Here is a 21444-nt window from a genome sequence, read left to right on the forward strand (position 1 = left end):
GCCAGGTACGAGGTGTCCTGCCGGAACGGCACCGACTGGTACAGGGAGGCGGCGCCGGGCTCGGGCTGCGGGCGCCGCTCGACCGGGGCGAGACCCCGGACGCGTTCGACGACCTGACGCAGATGCTCCGGGGTCGTGCCGCAGCAGCCGCCCACCAGCGACAGTCCGTAGTCGCGCACGAAGTCCTCGTGCGCGTCCGCCAACTCCCCCGGGGACAACGGATAGTGGGCGCCCCCGGCGGCCAGCACCGGCAAGCCCGCGTTCGGCATGCACGACAAGGGGATGCGGGCGTGCCGGGCAAGATGACGCAGGTGCTCGCTCATCTCTGCCGGGCCCGTCGCGCAGTTGAGGCCGATCATGTCGATGCCGAGCGGCTCGAGCGCGGTCAGTGCGGCACCGATCTCGGAGCCCAGCAGCATCGTGCCGGTCGTCTCCAGCGTCACCGACACGATCACCGGCACGTCCGAGCCGAGCGCGGTGAGTGCCCGCCGGGCGCCCACCACCGCCGCCTTGGTCTGCAGCAGGTCCTGGGTGGTCTCCACGAGCAGTGCGTCCGCACCGCCCGCGAGCAGCCCTTCGGCGTTCTGCTGATAGGCGTCGCGGACGGCGGCGTACGGCACATGTCCCAGCGTCGGCAACTTGGTGCCGGGGCCCATCGAACCCAGCACCCACCGCGGCTGCCCGGTGTCACGGGTGAACCGGTCGGCGGCCTCGCGGGCGATGCGCGCGCCGGCCTCGGACAGCTCGTGGACGCGGTGCGCGATGTCGTACTCCCCCAGCGCGGCGAGGTTCGCACCGAAGGTGTTGGTCTCCACACAGTCCACGCCCACCGAGAAGTAGGCCTCGTGGACGGTGCGCACCAGGTCCGGGCGCGTCACGTTCAGGATCTCGTTGCAGCCTTCGAGCTGCTGGAAGTCCTCCTCGGTGGGTTCCTGGGCCTGGAGCATGGTGCCCATCGCCCCGTCCGCCACCACCACCCGCGAGGCCAGCGCCTCGCGCAGCCCCCCGCCCCTCACAGGACGCTCACCAGGTGCGGGGTGAGCACGTCCGTGGCCGCCGAGCCGTAGCCGCTGCGCAGGGCCACCCGCAGGGACCGGCGGCTGAGCGGGTAGGTCTGGGTGCCGGTCGCGCCGAGGGAGGCCGCGGCCATGGCGCACCCGAGCCACGCGGACTGCTCGTCCGTCAGCCGCCAGTTCTGCCCTGCCAGGAACCCGGCGCGGAAGGCGTCTCCGGCGCCGGTGGGATCCGCCACCCGCCGCACCGGCACGGCGGGGATGTGCACGGGAGTGGTGTCCCGCCGTGCGACGCGGACGCCGTCGGCTCCCAGCGTGGTCACCCAGGTGTTCACGCGGGTGAGGATGTCGCGGGCGCTCCAGCCGGTGCGCTCGGCGAGCAGGTCGGCCTCGTAGGCGTTGGTGAACAGGAAGTGGGCTCCGTCCACGATCGAGCGGGCGTCGTCCCGGTCGAGGACGGCCAGTTGCTGGGATGGGTCGGCGGAGAAGACGATGCCGTGCTCGCGGCACTCCCGGGCGTGGCGGACCATGGCGGCCGGGTCGTCCGGCGAGACCAGGACATGGTCGAGCCTCGTGTGGTCGGCGATCCGAGCGATCGAGATGTTCCGGGCCTCGGACATGGCGCCGGGGAAGAACGTGCCGATCTGGTTGTTCTCCCGGTCGGTGGTGCACACGAAGCGCGCGGTGTGCGCCTGGTCGCTGATGCGGACCCAGTCGGTGTCGACGCGGTGCTCCTTCAGCCAGACCCGGTACTCGTGGAAGTCGGTTCCGGCCGCCGCCACCAGCAGGGGCTGGACGCCGAGCCGGCCGAGGCCGAAGGCGATGTTGGCGGCGACACCGCCGCGCCGGACCTCCAGGGAGTCGGCGAGGAAGGAGAGGGAGACCTGGTCCAGCCGGTTCTCGATGAGCTGTTCGGCGAAGCTGCCCGAATAGCTCATCAACTCGTCGACGGCGATCGAGCCGGTCACGGCGATACGCATGGGCGGTTGCCTCCTGTCGTGTGGCAGTGGGTGCGGCGGCCGGTTCGGGGTCAGCCGGCGGCGGTCCTGAGGGCGGACACCCGGTCGGTGCGTTCCCAGGTGAAGTCCGGCAGTTCGCGGCCGAAGTGGCCGTACGCGGCGGTCTGCGCGTAGACGGGGCGGAGCAGGTCGAGGTCGCGGATGATCGCTGCGGGACGGAGATCGAAGACCTCCTCGACGGCCCGCTGAATGCGCGGCACGGGGACGGTCTCGGTGCCGAAGGTCTCCACGAACAGACCGACCGGGTGGGCCTTGCCGATGGCGTAGGCGACCTGGACCTCGCAGCGGGAGGCCAGTTGGGCGGCGACGATGTTCTTGGCGACCCAGCGCATCGCGTACGCCGCCGAGCGGTCCACCTTGGAGGGGTCCTTGCCGGAGAACGCGCCGCCGCCGTGGCGGGCCATGCCGCCGTAGGTGTCGATGATGATCTTCCGGCCGGTCAGGCCCGCGTCACCCATCGGGCCGCCGATCTCGAAGCGCCCGGTCGGGTTGACCAGCAGGCGGTGGCCGTCGGTGTCCAGCTTGACCCCCTGGTCGGCGAGCGTGCGCAGCACCGGGCCGACGACGAACTCGGCGACGTCCGGGGCCAGCAGGGAGTCGAGGGAGATGTCCGAGGCGTGCTGGCTGGAGACCACCACGGTGTCCAGACGCACCGGGCGGTGACCGTCGTACTCGACGGTGACCTGGGTCTTGCCGTCCGGTCGCAGGTAGGGCAGGGTGCCGTCCTTGCGTACGGCGGTCAGGCGTTGCGCGAGCCGGTGGGCGAGCGTGATGGGAAGCGGCATGAGTTCGGGCGTCTCGTCGCACGCGAAGCCGAACATCAGGCCCTGGTCGCCCGCTCCCTGACCGTCGAGGTCGCCGGATTCGCCGTCGACCCGCTTCTCGTAGGCCGCGTCGACGCCCTGGGCAATGTCCGCGGACTGCGCGCCCAGGGACACGGATACTCCGCAGGAAGCTCCGTCGAAGCCCTTCTGCGAGGCGTCGTAGCCGATACCGAGCACCGTCTCGCGCACGAGCGCGGCGATGTCGGCGTAGCCGCGGGTGGTGACCTCGCCCGCGATGTGCACCTGGCCGGTGGTGATCAGGGTCTCCACGGCGACGCGCGAGGCCGGGTCCTGGGCGAGCAGGGCGTCGAGGACTCGGTCGCTGATCTGGTCGGCGATCTTGTCGGGGTGTCCCTCGGTGACGGATTCCGAGGTGAACAGGTTTCGGGTCACGGGTCCTCCAGTGGGCATGACCGCGCCGGGCTGCTGATGCGGGGCACGCTGACCGAGGCGGCTGCAGGAGGACTCAAGGGCAACTGGACAGCCGCCGCGCGGCGGGTCGAGTCGAGCGCGAGCCGGTCGCTAGGGGACCGGCAGACGGTCGCCTCACGATCCGGGGCCCCCGCGCTGGTGCGAGCGGGTCCGCCACCTTCACGAAGGGGCTGAGGCAAGTCATGCGCGTACTGTTCACGGCCCGGGCCCGTCCGTCGCACCTGTCTGCCCCGGTGCCGCCGGCCTCGGTGTTCCGGGATGCCGGGCACGAGGTGCTGATCGTCGGTCAGCCGGCGCTGCTGGGCCCTCGGCTGCCGGACCACAAGGGATCTGAGCTGCGCGCCGCAATGCTCGCCGGGCCGACGCCCGCGCAGGTGGGCGCCGATCCGGCCCTGACGGGAGGGCAGCATTGATGGCGCGGATGAAACGAGAGCGGCCCCGGCTGTGGCTGCGCGCCGAGACGCGCGCGTCGGAGCGTCGCACCCCGCTCGTGCCCGAGGACGCCGCCCGGCTCGTGGCGGTCGGGTTCGAGGTGACGGTGGAGGACTCTCCGCAGCGGGTGTTCCCACTCGCCGACTACGCGGCCGTCGGCTGCCGGACCGCCCCCGCAGGCACCTGGCGCGAGGCGGATGACGACCAGTACGTACTGGGGCTCAAGGAACTCCCGGACGCACCGGCGACACTGAGGCACCGCCACATCTTCTTCGGCCACTGTTTCAAGCGCCAGAGCGGGGCCGAGCGGCTGCTGGCCCGCTTCCGGGCGGGTGGCGGCGTCCTGCTCGACCTGGAGTACCTGACCGACGACCAGGGCCGCCGGGTGGCCGCGTTCGGCTACTGGGCCGGTTACATCGGGGGCGCCCTGGCCGTGCTGCACCGACGCGGGCGATTGGCGACGCCGTTGCGGGACACGGACCGGGCCACCCTGGACGGCCTGCTGCGCGCGTCCGCCCAGCAGGCCCGGCCCACCTCCGCCCTGGTGATCGGTGCGCTGGGCCGCTGCGGCCGGGGAGCGCGGGACGCCCTCGAGACGGCAGGGGTCACAGCGACCTGCTGGGACCTGCCGGAGACCCGGCACCTGGACCGGGACGCCCTGCTGACCCATGACGTCCTCGTCAACACGGTCCTGACGACGGTCCCGGCCCCGCCCTTCGTCACCACCGCCGATCTGCTCCGCGCCGAGCGGACTCTGTCGGTCATCAGTGACGTGACGTGCGACGCGGGCTCTCCGTGCAACCTGCTGCCGGTCTACGACAGCCCGACCGACTGGGACCGTCCGGTACGCCGACTGACCGCGGGCGAGCGGCCGGTGGACCTCATCGCCATCGACAACCTGCCCTCGCTGCTGCCGCTCGAGGCCAGCCGTGCCTTCTCCGCGGACCTGCTGTCCAGCCTCCTGTCCCTGCGAGACGGGGATCCGCGCTGGGACCGGTGCCGCCGCACCTTCGAGCAGGCCGTACAGCAGGACGTCCCTGCCAGGACCGAGGAGGTCTCCGTTGTCCGATCATCGTGACCTACGGCTCGGCACCGTCCCGGCGAGCGGGACCGTGCACTGGGTCGGGGCCGGGCTGTCCACCGGGCGGACCGGGCTCGCCCTGCTGTGCGCCCGGGCCGACCGGGTGGTGGTGTGGGGCCGCAACGCGCAGCGGGTGGCGGCGCGCATGGAAGCGCTGGGCCTGTCCGGCCGGGTGGACGTACGGGCGCTGGAGTCGGCCGCGCTCGCCTCCCGGCTTCGGCTCGGGGACGTGGTCGTCTCCATGCTGCCCGCGGGCGAGCACCCGGCACTGCTGCGGCTGTGCCGGGAGCGCGGAGCCCACTTCGCCTGCTCCAGCTACGTGTCGGACGCGCTGGTCGAGGCCGCGGCCGGGGCCGCCGACCAGGGCGTGGTCGTCCTCACCGAAGCCGGCCTCGACCCGGGTATCGACCACCTGGCGGCCCACCTGCTGGTGGGCCGTGCCCGTGCGGAGGCCGGCGACCGGGCGGAGGCGGTGAGTTTCACCTCGTACTGCGGCGGGCTTCCCGCGGTGCCGGACGACTTCCGCTACCGCTTCAGCTGGGCCCCCCTGGGGGTGCTGACTGCGCTGCGGGCGCCGGCCCGGCACATCGAGGGCGGCCGGGAGGTCACCACCGCCCTTCCGTGGCAGGCGGCCCGCCGCCATCGGATCGGTGCCGAGATGTTCGAGGTGTATCCGAACCGCGACAGCCTGCCCTTCGTCGGGCAGTACGGTCTCCCGGCCGGCTGGCGGCTGGAGACCTTCGTCCGGGGCACCGTGCGCAACGAAGGCTGGCTGCGGGCCTGGCAACCGGTGTTCGAGGTGGTCCGGGGCGGGAACGCGGACCGGATCGGGCGGCTCGCCGACGAGCTGGCGGAGCGTCATCCGATGCGTGCCGGCGACCGGGACCGGATCGTGCTCTCCGTCCGGCTCGAGGTCCGGGCCTCGGGTCGCCACTGGTCGGGCGAGTACCGTCTGGACCTCACCGGGGACGCCACGGAGAGCGCAATGGCCCGCTGCGTCTCGCTCCCGCTCGCCCACGGTGTCACCCGGATCCTCTCCCGGGCCGCCGCCCCGGGGCTGCACCGTGCCGCCGAGGAGGCGTCGGAGGCGGACCGCTGGCTGACGGCGCTCGCCGAGTACGGGGTGTCCCTGGAGTTCGACGGCACACCGGAGCGGGTCGCCGTGCCGGGAGGGCCCGGGAGGGGCTGAGAGCTCGGCAGCGAGGGACGGGCCGGGGCCATCGGTGCCCGGCCTGTCACGTTGTGCGGGCGTACCCACCGACGAAGGCCGTCCACCGGTGTCCCGGCGGGCGGCCTTCAGGGGTGTGCGGAGGTGTCAGAGGACGGCCTCCGCCAGGGACTCGAGCTGGCGCGGGTCGGCGGAGCAGGGCATCAGGATGAGCTCGTCGCAGCCGATCTCGGCGTATCCCTGGGCGAGGTCGACGAGCGCCTGACGGTCGGTGATGGCCATGGATGCGATCCGCTGGGCGACGGGCCCGGCGAAGGAGTAGTAGTCGCCGAGGTATTCCTGCGCGAGCTCCTTCGCACCGGGGCCGAGGGCCGCGTAGGTGAGGGACACCAGGCGGGGCCGGTCGGTGCGGCCCTCGGCCGCCCATGCCTGGCGGAGCCGCTCGACGAGCTCACCGTAGCCCGTGGCGGAGCTGCCGCCGCAGAACCAGCCGTCGCCGAGGCGCGCGGCCCGGCGCATGGCCGCCGGCGAGTGGCCGCCTACGAGCAACGGCGGCTGTCCCGCGGGCAGTTGGGGGCCGATGCCGGGCACGGGCCCCTTGCCCTGCCAGGTCTCGCGGAGCTCGGCGAGCTGGAGGTCCAGCCGTCGTCCGCGGTCGTGGTAGGGGGCGTCGACGGCCTGGTAGTCGTCCTCACGGCCGCCCGCGGCGACGCCCAGCACGAGCCGGCCGCCCGACAGCGCCGAGACGGTGGCCGCCTGCTTGGCGAGCAGTGCCGTCTGGGTGCGGTAGGGCGCGATCAGGATGCCGGTCGTGAGGCGCACGCGTTCGGTCACCGCGGCCGCGGCGGCCAGGGACGTCAGCGACTCGAAGTTGTCGTACACCAGACGGTCGATGACACCGAGGCTCCCGAAGCCGGCTTCTTCGGCCCGACGGGCCCAGGCGGCCAGTGCGGGGCCGTCCTTGTCGAGGACCGTGGTCGGCAGGCCCAACCCGAATTCCATACCTGATCAGCTCCTTGTGTGTGCGAGGGGGCGGTGCGGAGGGCGATGGGTGGGACGGTCAGCACAGTCCGCCGTCCACGGCCACGATGCTGCCGGTGACGTGGATGACGCCCGCGTTGCCGACCAGGACGTCCAGGTGCCCATAGGCCTCCTGGGCGCACGGCCAGGCCGTTCACCTGCTCGGGGTCGGCCAGGCCGGCGCCCGGCCGATTCCCCTGGTGCCACCGTCACCAGGGCCTTCCTGCCCTTGAGGCTGATGAGCATGGCGCTCTCCCGCAGTCATGGCCCGCGCGGCGGTGCGCGCGATGTGCGGTCACCTTGCGACCGCTCTCTCGAGGGCGTGTCCATTTCCGGTGGACCCCGACGGGGGCTCCAGGGATGTCCGAGCCGCCGCCCGCACAGTGGCCGGGACACAGCGTGCGGAGAGGAGTGTGCCGATGAGCCGGAGTGGGATGCGGGTCCTGGTGATCGGAGGGGGCATCGGTGGCCTGTGCCTCGCGCAGGGGCTGCGCAAGGCCGGCGTGGACTTCACGGTCTACGAGCGGGACGGCGGCGCCGACGACCGGCGCCAGGGGTATCGGCTGAGGATCAGCCCGGAGGGCGAGGCATCGCTGCGCGCCTGCCTGCCGCCGGCGCTGCAGGAGCTGCTGCTGGCCACCAGCCACGAGCGCGGGGAGAGCGGTCTCGACGCCTACGACGAGCAGCTCAACCCCCAGTGGACGCCCTCCTTCGACGACCCGAGGGGCGAGCGGCCCGACAAGATCGACGCGGTCGACCGGGACACCCTGCGCCGTGTGCTGCTCGCCGGGCTCGAGCAGTCGGTCGAGTACGGCAAGGCGTTCACACGCTGCGAACGGCGACCCGACGGCCGGGTGGTGGCGCATTTCACGGACGGCAGCACCGCCGAGGGCGACGTGCTGATCGCGGCCGACGGGGCCAACTCCCAGGTGCGGCGGCAGTTCCTGCCGGAGTGCAGGCCCGTCGACCTGGGCGTGCGGACGGTGTTCTCACGCATCACCCGCGAGGACGCGGTGCGGGCGGGACTGCCGGAGCCGTTGCAGGACCGCTTCAGCTATGTCATCGGCACGGACGGCGGTCACCTCGGGCTGATGCCGATGTCGTTCCGCGGCCGGCCGCGAGATGCGGCGGCCCGGCTGTGGCCGGGGCTGGTGCTGCCGGACTCCGAGAACTACTACATGGCGGTGCTGAACGTGCACCGCGAGGACCTCGGCATGACGGACGAGGAGTTCTTCGCCCTGGACGGGCCCGGCCTGTGCCGCTTCGCGGCCGGCCGCACCTCCGGCTGGCATCCGGGACTGCGCGGAATCTTCCGGAACGCCCAGTCCGAGCTCACCTTCGGTGTGGCTCTGCGGGCGCACCAGCCGGTGACCCGCTGGGAGACGGGCTCCGTCGTGCCGCTGGGCGACGCGGTGCACACGATGCCGCCGTCGGGCGGGGTGGGCGCCAACACTGCGGTGCGGGACGCGGCGGCGCTGGCGGAGTTGCTGGCGGCGGTGGACCGGGGCGAGCGGGAGTTCACCGCGGCCGTGACGGAGTATCAGAAGGCCATGGTCGAGTACGCGACCGAGGGCGTGGAGATGTCACTGCGCATCGCGCGCTGGTCCATCAAGAAGGTCGGCGTCGGCGAGGGCGCCGACGCCGTGTGAGGAAGGGGTCGAGGGGCTCCGGACCGGTTTCCCCCGGTGCGGAGCCCCTCGTTGACATCGTGCGGCGAACCCTTGTGACCCTCATGACGACGCCACGGTGCCGTCGGCCCGCCCGGCTGTCCCGGCGGGGGATTCCGGGACAGCCTGGTGGACCGACGGCACCGCGGGAGCATCCCGCCGGGGTCAGCGGCCGCCGGCGGTGTGGATGACCTCTCCGTTGATGTTGCCGTTGCCGTCCGAGCCGAGGAAAACTATGAGGCGCGCGACCTCCTCGGCAGTGGTGAGCCGCCCGCTGGGGGTCTCCTTACGGCTCTTCTCGAGGATCGCCGGATCCACGTTGGCGAGCTGTTCGGTGACCGTGCCGCCCGGGGCCACCACGTTGACGAGGATGCCGTCGCTGTTCCACATCAGGCCGCGGGCGAAGCCGTGCAGCGCCTGCTTGGCGGCGCTGTAGATTTCCGAGCCGGGCATTCCGGTCGTCGCCGTGACCGAGGAGAGCAGCACCACCCGGCCCCAGCCGCGCTCGCGCATACCGCGCAGGGCGGTGCGGACGGTGTGGATGTGTCCCTCGACGTTGGCGCGCATCTTGCCGAACCACTCGTCGACCGGCAGGTCCTCGAGCGGGGGCTGCTGGTCGGGATCGACCCACAGCCATGTCTGGGCGTTGGCGACGACGACGTCGAGCCCGCCCCAGCGTTCCTCGGCGGCCCGCACACCGGCGATCACGGACTGCGGGTCCTCGAGGTCCAGTTGGACTGCGTGGGCACGCTCCTCACTGCCCAGTTCCTTGACCACGTCCCGTGCCGCGGACTCGTCGGAGTGGTACGACACGACGACCCGGGCGCCCTCGTCCGCGAAGGCTCGGGCGGTGGCCCTGCCGATGCCGCGTGTCGCCCCCGTCACCAGTACCCGCTTGTCCTGCAACCCCAGATCCATCGTTGCCTCTCTGTCTGAAAGTGTTGTGCCGAAGTGGTGCTGAAGTGATGCCGACCGGCGCCGAAGTGGCGCCGATCGGACGGTTCCCCGCAGGGTGGTCCCTGGCATCGGCGTCGAACAGCTCGGGCGACAGGCAGGCCTTGAGGGCGCGGCTGCCGTCGGGGTCGGTACCGACGCGGTAGCCCTGCACGCCGTCCGCGCGAGTCCTGCCGCGTTCGTGGACCCGCACGCTGATGCCCGCTCGCCTGAGGCCGTGCGTCAGGCACAGGCCACCGGTGCCCGCGCCGATCACGATGACATGCGGGGAAGTGGTGTTCTTCACGAGTCTCTCCGTGGTCCGTCCTGTTCTCCGGGCGCCTCGATGCATTTACCTTGACGGGCAAGCTACTTGATTGTCAAGGAATATGCGCCGCCGTCAGGCCCACGAGGTACTGACGTGCTCGTCACGGATCACGTACACGTTCCGCTCCAGCACCGAGTTGAGGATCGTCGCCGCCCGCACGGCCAGCAGGCTGAGGTTGGGATCGGCGATGCCGTGCCCCACCCGGCTGCGGTTCTGCACGTACAGCCGGTTGTGCTCGGCGTTCTTCCAGCGGACCGAGTAGTCGGCCTCCAGCAACGGGTGCCCCGACTCGTCCAGTTCCGTCAGCGCGAGCAGTTCCGGGGCGAGGGGCAGGTCCGCCGGCTCACGGCCGGTGGCGAGCACCACCAGCGGCGCGGCGTGCCGTTCCCGGCCGCCCCAGTCCCGCTCGCACCACAGGGCGATCTGGCCGTCGCGCTCCGAGGCCCGGACCACGTTCCGCCCGGGCAGCAGCATGACCGGGTAGCGGCCCTCGCGCAGATATGTCTCGTAGTTGAGCTGGTAGATCTGCTGCAGTGTGCCGAGGGAGATGCCGTCGCTGGTCAGTTGCTGCTCGGTGACGTACCGCCGCCGCACCTCCTCCGGCAGCCCGTGGAAGAACCGCAGGTAGGTGGGCCGGAAGAAGTCGTTGGCAGAGGGCGAATCGTCCATCGGCGCGAACCAGTTGCGCCGACCGATCCACCGGATGTCCCGGAAGCCGTGCTGGATCAGCTCCAGCACGCTCTCGGCGCCGGTCTGCCCGCCCCCGATGACCATGGCCGGCTGGTACGGCAGCACGGCGGCCCCGCGCAGCCGCGCGTGCAGGCTCTCGGCCAGGACCAGTCCGGCGAAGTCCACGCCCCGGAAGCAGTCCGGCACACGCGGGCGCGTGCCGAGACCGAGCACCACGTGGTCGGCGGTGGCCACCGGCCCGTCGGGACCGCTCAGTACGAACCGCCCGTCGGCACCGCTTCCGACGTGGCCGATGCGCTCGACCGGCGTGCCGTACCGGACCGTGTCCAGCTCACCGGCCGCCCATGCAAGGTAGCGGGCGAACTCCAGCCGCGGAATCTCCTCGTACTGGGCGTTGACGAACGAGTACATGCGCCCGCTGGACACCAGGTAGTTGAGGAACGACAGCCGGTTGGTGGGGTCGACCAAGGTGACCAGGTCCTTGATCCAGGACGTCTGCAGCCGGGTGCCCTCGGTGAGCTGGCCCGGATGCCAGGCCGCCGAGGAACGGCGTTCGTACAGGTGGACCCCGCCGGGGACGAGCCGCTCGCCGAGTGCGGCGAGGCTCAGATTGGCGGGACCGGCCCCTATGCCCGCCACCGCGTGATGGGGCAGCCGGGTGCCGGACCGGTTCTCGAGCACCTCAATGGGGCGCTGGCGCTGCTCGCTCATCCCTCTCCTCCCGGGCCGCGGTCCGCACGTCTGCGACGAGCCGTCGTCTGTGCCGTCCAGGGTCGGCAGCGCTGATCGCGCGCGGGTGGAGGGACGGCCGAGCCCGGGTGGAGGCGGGCGTCCAAGGGGCGCGTCGAGCCTTCCGCTAGTGACTCTGGAGGCGCTGCCCCCACGCTCGCCGCCCCTGCCCGAAAGGACATGCGATGAGCCATTCACCGCCCGCCTCCCTGGTGGAGGGCGCCGACTTCCGTTCGATGATGTCCCGGTTCCCCTCGGGTGTCTCCGTCGTGACGGCCTACGGAGCCGACGGCACCCCCCGCGGTATGACCTGCACCTCGCTGTGCAGCGTCACGCTCGAGCCGCCGACCCTCCTCGTCTGCCTGCGCCACGGCAGCCCCACGCTGGACGCGCTGCTGTCCTCCGGGTCGTTCGTGGTCAATCTGCTCCACTCGGGCGGGCGCCCGGCCGCCGAGCTCTTCGGCTCCGGCCGGCCGGACCGCTTCGGGAGGGTGCTGTGGACGGACTCCCCCACCGGCGCGGGCCCCGCCCTCGGCGCCGATGCGCATGCCGTGGCGGACTGCCGGGTGAGCGGAACACGTGGGGTGGGCACGCACACCGTGGTCTTCGGCGAGGTGCTCGGCCTCGACCAGCGCCCCGAGGACCGCCCGCTGCTGTACGGGCTGCGCGCGTACGCCGACTGGCCGTCGCTGCTGCCCTCCTGAAGGACCGGGTGTACGGCGACGCCGAAGCCGCCGGGCCGCACCGCCGCGAACTCCCCGCGCAGGAACGGGGGGTTGGCGGAGGCGTCCGGCGGCTTCGGCGCGTTCAGGCGCCCTTGCGGCAGATCACCAGGGTGTCGTAGTCGCTGAACGGGCCCGCCTCGACGTTCACGAAGCCCGCCTTCTTCGCGGCCGCCGTGATCTCGGAGATCGGGTACTCCTCGCCGCCGTCGGTGACGAGCAGCATGTCCAGGCTGATCACCAGGTTCTCGATGTGGTTCGGCTCGTCCTCGAGCATCCGGTCGTAGATCAGCAGGGTGCCGCCCGGGTTGACCGCCCCGTACGCCTTGTTGACCAGGAAGGCCCGCTGTTCGCGGTCCCAGTCGTGCAGCACGTGGCCCATGACGACGACGTCCGCCTTGGGCAGCGGGTCCTCGAAGAAGCTCCCGCCGGTGAACGAGACCTTCCCGGTGAGCCCGTGCTCCGCCACCTTCTCCTCGAACAGTGGCGCCATGGCCGGCAGGTCGAAGACATGGCCCGTCAGGTGCGGGTGGGCCTTGACGATGAGGGAGCAGAGGTTGCCGCGGCAGCCGCCCACGTCCAGCACCGAGCCGTGTCCCGACCAGTCGTACTTCTGGGCGAGTTCCGGCCCCACCACGTTCGTGAGACCGTCCATCATGCCCGCGAACTGGCGCAGGATGTGCGGGTTCTGGGTGACCTGGTCGAAGTCGCTGCCGGACTGCTGCTGTCCGGTGCGCAGTGCCTCGGCGAGCCGGCCCCACGCCGGGTAGAGGTTGCGGTTGGCGCGCTCCAGGAAGCCGCCGACGTACCCGGGCTTGCCGTGGACGAGGTAGGCGTCCGGGCCGGGGGCGTTGCGGTAGCGGCCGCCGTCGGCGCGCTCCAGAACGCCCAGCGCGGTGAGCAGGTTGAGGAAGTCCGACAGGCCCCTGCCGTGCAGCCCGAGTGCAGTCCTTATCTCCTCGTGCGTAGAGGGCCCCTTCTCATTGAGCACGGTGAACAGGCGCAACTCCACGGCGGTGAGCAGCGCTTTGGCGTCGCAGAACATGTTGCCCAGCCGGATGATCCCAGCCGGGGTCGTGACATCGGGCGTGGTGTGCGTCATGCGCGAGGCTCCTTCCGGCACCGACCGTGGCCTGGTGCCACACGGTTGGCGGGGACCATCGCAAAGCCGGGTCGAGCGCCCCTCGAGAAACCACCGCACGCACGGCATGCCGTTCTCCAGCACCGCTTGAGGCCGCGCCAGTACTCATCAAGGGCACCCCCGGTCCGACGGCCCGGCGGGTGCCAGATCGCCGTCAGGGCCTGGAGGAGTCCGGGTTCGGCTCAGTCCACGCAGAGGGGACATGCATGTATGACGTGAGAATCCCGGTGCTCGTCGTCGGTGGAGGTCCCGTGGGACTCGCCACCGCGCTGTTCTGCGGACGGCACGGGCTGCGGACGATGGTGCTGGAGAAGCGGGACGACACGTCCACGCTGCCTCGCGCCCCGGGGCTCCAGGCGCGCACCATGGAGCTGTTCCGGGCGGCCGGCCTGGGGACGGACATCCGGGCCCTGGAGATGGGCGACTCCCACCCGTACTTCGAGGGCGGCATCATCAAGGTGCGCACCTTCGCCGAGATCGACGACGCGGAGGTGCTGGAGGTGCCGTCCCTGGACGGCCCGACGGTGAGCCCCGAGCGGGTGATGGGGTGCGGCCAGGACCGCTACGAGAAGGTTCTGGTGGCCAAGGCCCGGGAGAACGGCGCCGATGTGCGCTTCGGGACCCGGCTGGTCTCCTTCGAGCAGGACGCCGACGGGGTGACCGCCGTGGTCGAGGAGACCGCGACCGGCCGCCGGTACACCGTGCGGGCGGACTACCTGGTGGGCGCGGACGGCGCGAGCAGCCGCACACGCGAGGACCTGGGCGTCCAACGGGCCGGGCGCGGGACGGTGTTCAACGCGCTCAGCGTCTACTTCCGTGCGCCGGAGCTCGAAGACCTGCTCAAGGACCGTAAGTTCATCCTGTGCTACGCCTCGGCGAGCGGCGGTCTGATGGGCCTGTCCCGGCTGCACGGCCGCGATCCGTGGCTGGCCGCACCGCTGTACTTCCCGGAGAAGGGCGAGAAGCCTGAGGACTTCACGGACGAACGGTGCGTGGAGATCGTCCGGCAGGCCGCGGGCCGGGACATCGGCGTGGAGATCGTGGACAAAGTGCCGTGGCGGGGTGCCCAGTTGGTCTCCGAGACGTTCCGGGTGGGCCGGGTGTTCCTCGCCGGTGACGCCGCGCACGTCCACCCGCCGGCGGGTGGCTTCGGCGCCAACACCGGTATTCATGACGCCCACAACCTGGCCTGGAAGCTGGCCGCCGTGCTGAAGGGCTGGGGCACCGACGCGCTGCTGGACACCTATGACGCCGAACGGCGTCCGCTGGGTACGGCGATGTCGGAACAGGCGCTGGTGCGCAACCGGATCCGGCACGGGTACGCCACCGACCAGGACCGGGGGGACTTCGTCGACGACGTGATCATCACTTTGGGGTACCGGTACCGCTCCGGCTCCATCGTCGCGGAGCCCGGCGCCCGGGTGCTCAGCCCCGAACTGCAGCTCACGGGCGAGCCCGGCACCCGGGCGCCCCATGTGTGGCTGCGGCGCGGTGCGGAGCAACTCTCCACGATCGACCTGTTCTGGGACTCGTACGTCCTGCTCACCGGGCCCGGGGGCGGTGCCTGGGCGCAGGCCGCCGAGCCGGTCGCACGGAAGCTCGGGGTGCCGCTGCGCTCCTACTCCGTCGGCGCCTCGGAGGAGCTCCAGCCGGTCGACCGGGACTGGGCCGAGGCGTACGGAGTGGGTGCGGACGGGGCCGTCCTGGTCCGCCCGGACGCCTTCGTCTCCTGGCGCGCGGAACGTCTCACCGGGGACCCGCAGGAGATCCTGGCCGATGTCCTGAACCGGGCGGCCTGCCAGGGCTGACGGCGGGAGCGCGGCACGGACCAGCGTGCACCTTCGCCTTCGCGCGCGTGGGACCTGTCCGCGACCGGCGTGCCCACGGGCCGGTCGGTGCACGCGCCCACGGCGGTCGGCGCGTGCACCGGCAGGCCCTGTGCCTGCCGGTGCACCTCCGGCGGCCGTACGAGGTCCGGGCGGGTCGGCGACTCGACGGGGGGCCTGCCCGGGCGCGGCCCCTGGCGGCCCGCCCGGCGCGGTGGCCGGCCAGTGTCCACGGTCGTGGCCGGGCTCAGGGCACGATCCGGGCCATGTGCCGCTCCTGGATCTCCCGGGAGTTGCGCATGAAGTCGAGCAGCAGCCTGACCTCGTCCTCCGAGTAGCGGTCGATCATCTGCCGGCCCTCCTCGGCGAGCGGCCCGTAGATGTCGATCAGCTCGCGGCACGCCTCCTCGGTCGTCCGGATCACCGCCTTGCGGCGGTCGGCCGGGTCGGGGGTGCGGGTCAAGTACCCCATCCTGACCAGCCGGTCCAGCATCGTCGTGACACTGCCGGTGGTCAGTTTCAGCGCCGTCCCCAGTTCGCTGGGGGCGGCGCTTCCGCGTTGCATGAGGACGTCGAGGCAGGCCAGGTCTGTCCGGTTCACGCCCAGGCGCGCGGCTGCCGCAGCGTCCACCGCGTCCACCGCCGTCTGCAGGACCCTGGCCTGCTCGGCGAGCTCGTCTCTGAGAGCCTTCGCATTTTCACTTGACATTCAAGTATCTCGATCCTCAAAATGCATATTACCTTGACCATCAAGGTACCGATGGTGGGGCCGGATAGCGAGAGGGCAGCCGCCCCTCCCGCGACTTCCTCGGGTCGTCCTCGAGGCATCCGGAAGAGAACAATCATGAGCCGTGCGGCCGGCCCACGGCCGCCGCCCTCCCCCACCACCCCGTCCTTGACGCGTACTTGAGCCCGTCCTCCTAGCGTCGCGCTGCCCCGGCCTCCCGGCCGGTGGTGGCCGCCGACCACGGAGGACGCACTCATGTCCCACGTCCAACTGCAGTCCCTGTTCGCCGGACTCGCCGCGATCCTGTTGCTCAGCCGGGTCCTGGCGCTCGCCGCACGGAAGGTGGGGCAGCCACCCGTGGTGGGCGAGATCCTCGCCGGGATCCTGCTCGGCCCCACTCTGCTTCACGGCGACATCGCGTCCTGGCTGCTGCCGCGGGACGTCCGCCCCATGTTGACCGCCTTCGCAGACCTCGGCCTGGTGCTCTTCCTCTTCGTGGTCGGCTACGAACTCGACCTCGGTCGGCTGCGCGGCAGCGGCGCCGTCACCGGCCATGTCGCGGTCGGCTCGCTCGTCGTCCCCTTCTGCGGCGGAGTGCTGCTGGCGCTCGCCCTGACGGAACTGGACGGCGGCGGCCGCCACGGCGTGCGGGTGCTCTTCCTGGGCACCGCCATGGCGGCCACCGCGCTGCCCGTGCTCGCCCGCATCCTCGACGACCACGGTATGCACCGCACCCGCATCGGCGGCATCGCGCTCACCGCGGCCGCGGCCGGCGATGTGGTGGTGTGGGGGCTGCTTGCGCTGACCGTGACGCTCTCCGGCGGCGCCGACCAGTGGCACATCCTGCTCACCCCCGGCTATCTGGCCCTGCTCGTCTGGGGTGTCCGCCCGCTGCTGCGCCGGATCCTCGGCCGCGAGCCGGGCGCCGGCTCGGCCCCGGGGCGGCTCGCCGCGGTCACCGTCGGACTGCTGCTGTCGGCCTGGGCCGCGGAGTGGCTGGGGCTGCACTTCATCTTCGGCGCCTTCCTGTTCGGCGTGGTCATGCCCCGGGACGCCGACGTCCGCCTCTCCGTCGTCGACAGCACCGAGCAGGTGGGCCGACTGCTGCTGCCCGTGTTCTTCGTCGTCTCGGGCCTCGCCGTCGATCTGACCGGCATCGGCGGCCGCCGCCTGCTCGAGCTGCTGCTGATCGTGGCCGTCGCGGCCACGTCCAAGTTCGGCGGTGTGTATCTGGCCGCGCGGCTGCGCGGACTGCCGCGCCGCCAAGCTGCGACGCTCGGCACCCTGATGAACACCCGGGGACTGACCGAGATCGTCATTGTCCTCGTCGGCTACCAACTGGGCATCATCGACGCCTCGTTGTACTCGATGATGGTCGTGATGGCTCTGGTCACCACGGCCATGACCGGCCCCCTGCTGCGCCGTCTGCGCTCCCTCGAGGACGAGCCACGACCCCCGCGGCACCTGCGAGCCGAACCCGATCGTTCCTCGAGCCCCCACGGCCAGGCTCGACTGCATGGAGCGTGACACCGCCGACCGGCACCCGCCGGTGAGGACCGAACTCGCCGAAACCATGCAGGACACCGCCCGGCGGCTGCTGGACCACCCCTTCTACCGGGGGCTGGCCGACGGCACGCTGCCGGGCGCGGCCCTGTCGCACTTCCTCCAGCAGGACCACTGGCACGTCCTGCCGGCCTACGCCGCCGCGCACGCCCGATGCGCCGCGGGGGCCGCCGAGCACGGCCGGATGCTGCTGTTCAGCCGTATGAGCACCGGCACCCTGGAGGACGCCGAGCGCCGGCGCGAGCGCGTGCGGCGGTGGGCCAAGGAACTCGCGCTGCCGCTGGCGGACGGCGAACCCGACCTGCTGCCCACCACGCTGGGCTACACCTCGTTCCTGCGCGCCGCGCCGGCCCGTTCGCTGGCCGCCGGGGCAGGCGCCGTGCTCCCGGCCGCCTGGCTCTTCCTGCTGGTCACCGACGAACTGCTGACCCGGCGCGTCCCGGGGTCCCGCTACGCCGCGGTGATCGAGGAGTTGCACCCCGGAGACGCCTACCGCGGCGTGCTGGACGTGTTCCTGGCCACCGTCGAGGAGATCGCCCGGGAGTGCACGGGGGCGGGCCGCCGGGAGCTCGCCGATCACGCCCGGCACGCCGCACGCTTCGAGTGGGCCCATGTGGACGCGGCCTGGCGGCGGGAGGCCCGGCCGTTCTGATCCCGTCGTCCGATCGCCACACCGGCGGGCGGCGACATCCCGAGATCCGACGACGAGAAGTCGACAGTGAGGAGAGGTCCGCATGTGCGGAATTACCGGCTGGGTGGACTACGCCCGTGACCTCCGTCGCGAACGGGCGACGGTCGAGGCCATGAACGACACCCTGGGCCTGCGCGGCCCGGACGCCCGTGGCGTGTGGGTCGGCCCGCACGCGGGTCTGGGACACACCCGTAACTCGATCATCGACCTGGCCGGGGGCGTGCAGCCCATGCTGGCCGAGGAGAACGGCCGCACCCTCGCGGTCCTCACCTACAGCGGCGAGGTCTACAACTTCAAGCAGCTGCGCGGCGAACTCGAGTCCCGCGGCCACCGGTTCCGCACCCGCTCCGACACCGAGGTGGTGCTGCGTTCGTACCTGGAGTGGGGCGCCCACTGCGCGGAGCGGCTCGAGGGCATGTTCGCCTTCGCCGTGTGGGACCTGCGCACCGAGGAACTGCTGCTGGTCCGTGACCGGCTGGGCATCAAGCCCCTGTTCTACAGCGTCCGGCCGGACGGGGTGATCTTCGGTTCCGAGCCCAAGTCGCTGCTGGCACACCCGGACATCAAGCCGGTGGTGGGCCTGCCGGAGCTGCAGGAGCTGTTCTCCACCGCCAAGACGCCCGGCCAGGCGGTCTTCCGTGACATGCAGGAACTCCTGCCGGGCCACACCCTGACCGTGAACCGCGCCGGCGTTCGCAAGCACCGCTACTGGGCCCTCGAGGCCCGGCCGCACACGGACGACCGGGACACCACGGTGGCCCATATCCGCTCCCTCCTCGAGGAGATCGTCACCCGCGAACTGGTGGCGGACGTCCCGCTGTGCACCGCGCTGTCCGGCGGCATCGACTCCAGCGTGATCACCGCCCTCGCCTCCAAGGCCCGCGCGGAGGCGGGTGACGAGCCGGTGCGCACCATCACCGCGACCTTCGTCGGGTACAGCGAGAACTTCCGCCCCGACGACCAGCGCGACACCCCCGACGCCCCGTACGCCGCCGAACTGGCCCGGCACGTCGGTGCCGACCACACCGACATCGTGCTCGGCACCGCCGACCTCATCGGCCCGCAGGCCCGCGAGGCCGCGGTCATCGCCCAGGACATGCCGACGATGCTCGGCGACATGGACACCTCCCTGTACCTGATGCTGCGCGCCACCCGCGAGCACTCGACGGTGGCCCTGACCGGCGAGACCGCCGACGAGATCTTCGGCGGCTTCAAGTGGCTGCACGACAGCGAGCTGGTCGCCGCCGACAACTTCCCCTGGATCGAGGCCGAGAAGCGCCAGGAGGGCAGCCGCAACGGGCAGGGGCGCGGCCTGCTGGACCTCGGTCTGCTCGACAAGCTCGACATGTACGGCTACTACGCGGACGCATTCCAGCAGACGCGGGCGCTGACGCCCCATCAGGGTGGCGAGGACTCCCATGAGTTCCGGATGCGGGAGCTGTGCTTCGCCCATCTGAACCGCTGGCTGCCGATGCTTCTCGACCGGGGTGACCGGCTCGCCATGGCGTCCAGTCTGGAGACCCGGGTTCCGTTCTGCGACCACCGGCTCGTGGAGTACGTCTACAACACGCCCTGGGCGTTCAAGACGTTCGACGGCCGGGAGAAGAGCCTGCTGCGGGCCGCAGGCCACGACCTGCTGCCCAAGTCGGTGCTGGAGCGCCCGAAGAGCCCCTACCCGGTGACCCAGGACCCGGCCTACACCCGCGCCCTGCACGACGCGATGGCCGCGGTGCTGGCCGACCCGAACTCACCGGTGCTGCCGCTGCTCGACGTGGACGCGGCCCGCACGGCCGTTGCGGACGACTCCCCCACCGCCCACGAGTGGCACAGCCGCTCCAACATCGAGATGGCGCTCGGCCTGGACTTCTGGCTGCGGCACTACGGCATCACGCTCGACCTGTAACACGGTCAAGCACAGCAGCCGGGCCGGCCGGAGTCTCCTCCGGCCGGCCCGGCTGCTTTCCCCGTGCGTGTCAGACCTGGAGGTAGGTGCGCAGTTCCCAGTCGGACACCTGCCGGTGGTAGCCGTCGAACTCGGCGCGCTTCTCGGCGGCGTAGTAGTCCGTGTAGTAGCCGTCGGGCGTCTTGCCCAGGCCCTCGCGCAGCACGTCGTCCGCGGCGAGCGCCTCCGCCGCGTGCAGCAGGGTGGGCGGCAGCGGGCGCAGCGACCCGGTGTCCGCGGCCGTGCCGGTCGCCTCGAGGTCGGCGTCGAGGGGGTGGCCCGGGTCGGCGTCGCGCGCCATGCCGTCCGCTCCGGCGGCCGCGAGCCCGGCGAGCGCCAGATAGGGGTTGGCGGCGGAGTCCACGCAGCGCACCTCGATGCGGCCCGTGTCGGGCACGCGGACCATGTGGGTGCGGTTGTTGCCACCGTAACTGGCGTATCCAGGAGCCCAGCTGGAGCCGGACAGCGTCCCGGCGCGTGCCCCGAGTCGCTTGTAGGAGTTGACCGTGGGACAGGTGAGCGCCATCAGTCCCGGTGCGTGGTCGAGCACACCGGCGACGAAGCCGTACGCCTGCCTCGACAGTCCCAGGCCGCGCGGGTCGTCGGCGGCCTCGAAGAGCGGGCGGTGGCCCTCCCACACCGACAGATGCAGGTGCAGCCCGCTGCCGGTGAGGTCGGCGAACGGCTTGGGCATGAAGGTGGCGATCAGCCCGGCCCGGTGCGCGGCGAGCCGGACCAGATGGCGGAAGACGACGACGCGGTCGGCGGTGCGCAGGGCGTCCGCATACCCGAAGTTGTGCTCGAACTGGCCGTTGGCGTCCTCGTGGTCGTTGGAGTAATTGCCCCAGCCGAGGGCGTCCACGGAGCGGCTGATCGTCGTCAGATGGTCCAGTGCCCGGGTCGCCGCGTGGGCGTCGTAGCAGGGCGAGGCGGCGTCGTCGAGCTCGTCCGCGACCCGGATTCCGCCGTCGTCCGTGCGCCGCACCAGAAAGTACTCCGGTTCCGCGCCAGCCTTGAGTTCGAGGCCCTGCGCGGCGAGCCGTTCGAGCTGACGGCGCAGAATGCCGCGGGGCGCGTACGGCCACGGCTCGCCCCGTACGTACAGGTCGCACTGGACGATGCCGAGGTTCTCCTGGATCGGCACCCGGACGTAGGAGGTCGGGTCGGGGATCGCCACGACGTCCGGGTCGGCCGAGGTCTGCCCCAGCCCGTCGGCGGCGTTGCCGGCGAATCCGAGGCCCTCGGTGAGCAGCCGGTCGAGCGTATGTGCGGGTGCCAGCTTGGCGCAGGCCTTGCCGCGCAGGTTGACGAACATGACCAGCAGGAACTCCACCCCGTCACGGGCAACCGCCCGCTTCAGTTCCTCGGCGTTCGCGGGTGGTGTGTGGGTCGTCATCGTGACCTCGCCTTCGAGAGCGCACGTCTTGGACGACCAACAGGGTGATCAGGGCTGCTCGAGGGCGGCTGGAACGGGGTGCCGGCGTCTCCAGGGCCCC

Annotated in this window: 18 protein-coding genes; 9 read left to right on the plus strand and 9 right to left on the minus strand. The window is 71.8% G+C overall.

Annotated features, from left to right (window positions below):
* From AAW14_RS29655 to metK, 3 genes are all read right to left on the minus strand, one after another.
* A partial coding sequence (locus AAW14_RS29655; protein ID WP_265567264.1) for a homocysteine S-methyltransferase family protein occupies nucleotides 1-1016 on the minus strand: 1016 nt, incomplete at its 3' end.
* Nucleotides 1013-1993, minus strand: a complete 981-nt coding sequence (locus AAW14_RS29660) for a carbohydrate kinase family protein (RefSeq protein ID WP_265567265.1) — start codon at nucleotides 1991-1993, stop codon at nucleotides 1013-1015. The genes AAW14_RS29655 and AAW14_RS29660, both read right to left, overlap by 4 nt.
* A 50-nt stretch (nucleotides 1994-2043) precedes the next feature.
* The gene (gene metK, locus AAW14_RS29665; protein ID WP_265567267.1) at nucleotides 2044-3249 is read right to left on the minus strand and encodes a methionine adenosyltransferase; all 1206 of its coding nucleotides are present in this window, start codon (nucleotides 3247-3249) and stop codon (nucleotides 2044-2046) included.
* Nucleotides 3250-3470: 221 nt separating this feature from the next.
* On the opposite strand from metK, the gene AAW14_RS29670 reads away from it, so the two are divergent.
* From AAW14_RS29670 to AAW14_RS29680, 3 genes are read left to right on the plus strand one after another with little or no spacing between them, the layout of a single operon-like run.
* Nucleotides 3471-3701 carry a hypothetical protein gene (locus AAW14_RS29670; RefSeq protein WP_265567269.1) on the plus strand — a complete coding sequence of 77 codons (231 nt, stop codon included), beginning with the start codon at nucleotides 3471-3473 and terminating at the stop codon, nucleotides 3699-3701.
* Complete coding sequence (locus AAW14_RS29675; RefSeq protein WP_265567271.1) at nucleotides 3701-4798, plus strand: saccharopine dehydrogenase; 1098 nt, start codon at nucleotides 3701-3703, stop codon at nucleotides 4796-4798. Before AAW14_RS29670 ends, AAW14_RS29675 begins: the two co-directional genes overlap by 1 nt.
* Nucleotides 4782-5990, plus strand: coding sequence for a saccharopine dehydrogenase family protein (locus AAW14_RS29680; RefSeq protein WP_265567273.1), 1209 nt, complete (start codon nucleotides 4782-4784; stop codon nucleotides 5988-5990). The genes AAW14_RS29675 and AAW14_RS29680 overlap by 17 nt, the downstream gene beginning before the upstream one ends.
* A 126-nt stretch (nucleotides 5991-6116) precedes the next feature.
* Here AAW14_RS29680 and AAW14_RS29685 read toward each other — a convergent pair whose 3' ends face one another.
* Nucleotides 6117-6971, minus strand: a complete 855-nt coding sequence (locus AAW14_RS29685) for an LLM class flavin-dependent oxidoreductase (protein ID WP_265567275.1) — start codon at nucleotides 6969-6971, stop codon at nucleotides 6117-6119.
* Between the two features lie 437 nt (nucleotides 6972-7408).
* On the opposite strand from AAW14_RS29685, the gene AAW14_RS39535 reads away from it, so the two are divergent.
* The gene (locus AAW14_RS39535) at nucleotides 7409-8638 is read left to right on the plus strand and encodes an FAD-dependent oxidoreductase (RefSeq protein ID WP_322741136.1); all 1230 of its coding nucleotides are present in this window, start codon (nucleotides 7409-7411) and stop codon (nucleotides 8636-8638) included.
* 183 nt (nucleotides 8639-8821) lie between these two features.
* On the opposite strand, the gene AAW14_RS29700 is transcribed toward AAW14_RS39535, so the two are convergent.
* Together AAW14_RS29700 and AAW14_RS29705 are read right to left on the minus strand one after the other, a co-directional pair.
* Entirely contained in the window at nucleotides 8822-9574 is a 753-nt protein-coding gene (locus tag AAW14_RS29700) for an SDR family NAD(P)-dependent oxidoreductase (protein ID WP_265567277.1), read from the minus strand.
* Between the two features lie 415 nt (nucleotides 9575-9989).
* Nucleotides 9990-11318: a lysine N(6)-hydroxylase/L-ornithine N(5)-oxygenase family protein gene (locus AAW14_RS29705; protein ID WP_265567279.1), complete on the minus strand. Its 1329-nt coding sequence runs from the start codon at nucleotides 11316-11318 to the stop codon at nucleotides 9990-9992.
* Between the two features lie 203 nt (nucleotides 11319-11521).
* Between AAW14_RS29705 and AAW14_RS29710 the strand changes: the two genes are divergently transcribed.
* Entirely contained in the window at nucleotides 11522-12040 is a 519-nt protein-coding gene (locus AAW14_RS29710) for a flavin reductase family protein (protein WP_265567281.1), read from the plus strand.
* Nucleotides 12041-12143: 103 nt separating this feature from the next.
* On the opposite strand, the gene AAW14_RS29715 is transcribed toward AAW14_RS29710, so the two are convergent.
* Nucleotides 12144-13160: a methyltransferase gene (locus tag AAW14_RS29715; RefSeq protein ID WP_265567283.1), complete on the minus strand. Its 1017-nt coding sequence runs from the start codon at nucleotides 13158-13160 to the stop codon at nucleotides 12144-12146.
* 245 nt (nucleotides 13161-13405) lie between these two features.
* On the opposite strand from AAW14_RS29715, the gene AAW14_RS29720 reads away from it, so the two are divergent.
* Entirely contained in the window at nucleotides 13406-15007 is a 1602-nt protein-coding gene (locus tag AAW14_RS29720; RefSeq protein ID WP_265567285.1) for an FAD-dependent monooxygenase, read from the plus strand.
* Nucleotides 15008-15272: 265 nt separating this feature from the next.
* Here the strand turns inward: AAW14_RS29720 and AAW14_RS29725 are convergent, their stop codons facing one another.
* Complete coding sequence (locus AAW14_RS29725) at nucleotides 15273-15734, minus strand: MarR family winged helix-turn-helix transcriptional regulator (protein ID WP_265567287.1); 462 nt, start codon at nucleotides 15732-15734, stop codon at nucleotides 15273-15275.
* A 273-nt stretch (nucleotides 15735-16007) separates the two neighbouring features.
* On the opposite strand from AAW14_RS29725, the gene AAW14_RS29730 reads away from it, so the two are divergent.
* The 3 genes from AAW14_RS29730 to asnB all read left to right on the plus strand — a co-directional run bounded on the left by AAW14_RS29730 (nucleotide 16008) and on the right by asnB (nucleotide 19909).
* A complete protein-coding gene (locus tag AAW14_RS29730) occupies nucleotides 16008-17279 on the plus strand; it encodes a cation:proton antiporter (protein ID WP_265567289.1) in 1272 nt (423 codons plus the stop codon).
* A complete protein-coding gene (locus AAW14_RS29735; protein ID WP_265567291.1) occupies nucleotides 17269-17967 on the plus strand; it encodes a TenA family protein in 699 nt (232 codons plus the stop codon). The genes AAW14_RS29730 and AAW14_RS29735 overlap by 11 nt, the downstream gene beginning before the upstream one ends.
* 82 nt (nucleotides 17968-18049) lie before the next feature.
* Nucleotides 18050-19909 carry an asparagine synthase (glutamine-hydrolyzing) gene (gene asnB, locus AAW14_RS29740; protein WP_265567292.1) on the plus strand — a complete coding sequence of 620 codons (1860 nt, stop codon included), beginning with the start codon at nucleotides 18050-18052 and terminating at the stop codon, nucleotides 19907-19909.
* A gap of 70 nt (nucleotides 19910-19979) precedes the next feature.
* Here asnB and glnT read toward each other — a convergent pair whose 3' ends face one another.
* Entirely contained in the window at nucleotides 19980-21344 is a 1365-nt protein-coding gene (gene glnT, locus AAW14_RS29745) for a type III glutamate--ammonia ligase (protein ID WP_265567294.1), read from the minus strand.
* Nucleotides 21345-21444: the final 100 nt, after the last annotated feature.

The organism is Streptomyces hygroscopicus, assembly GCF_026168105.1.
Classification (GTDB): Bacteria; Actinomycetota; Actinomycetes; order Streptomycetales; family Streptomycetaceae; genus Streptomyces; species Streptomyces hygroscopicus_D.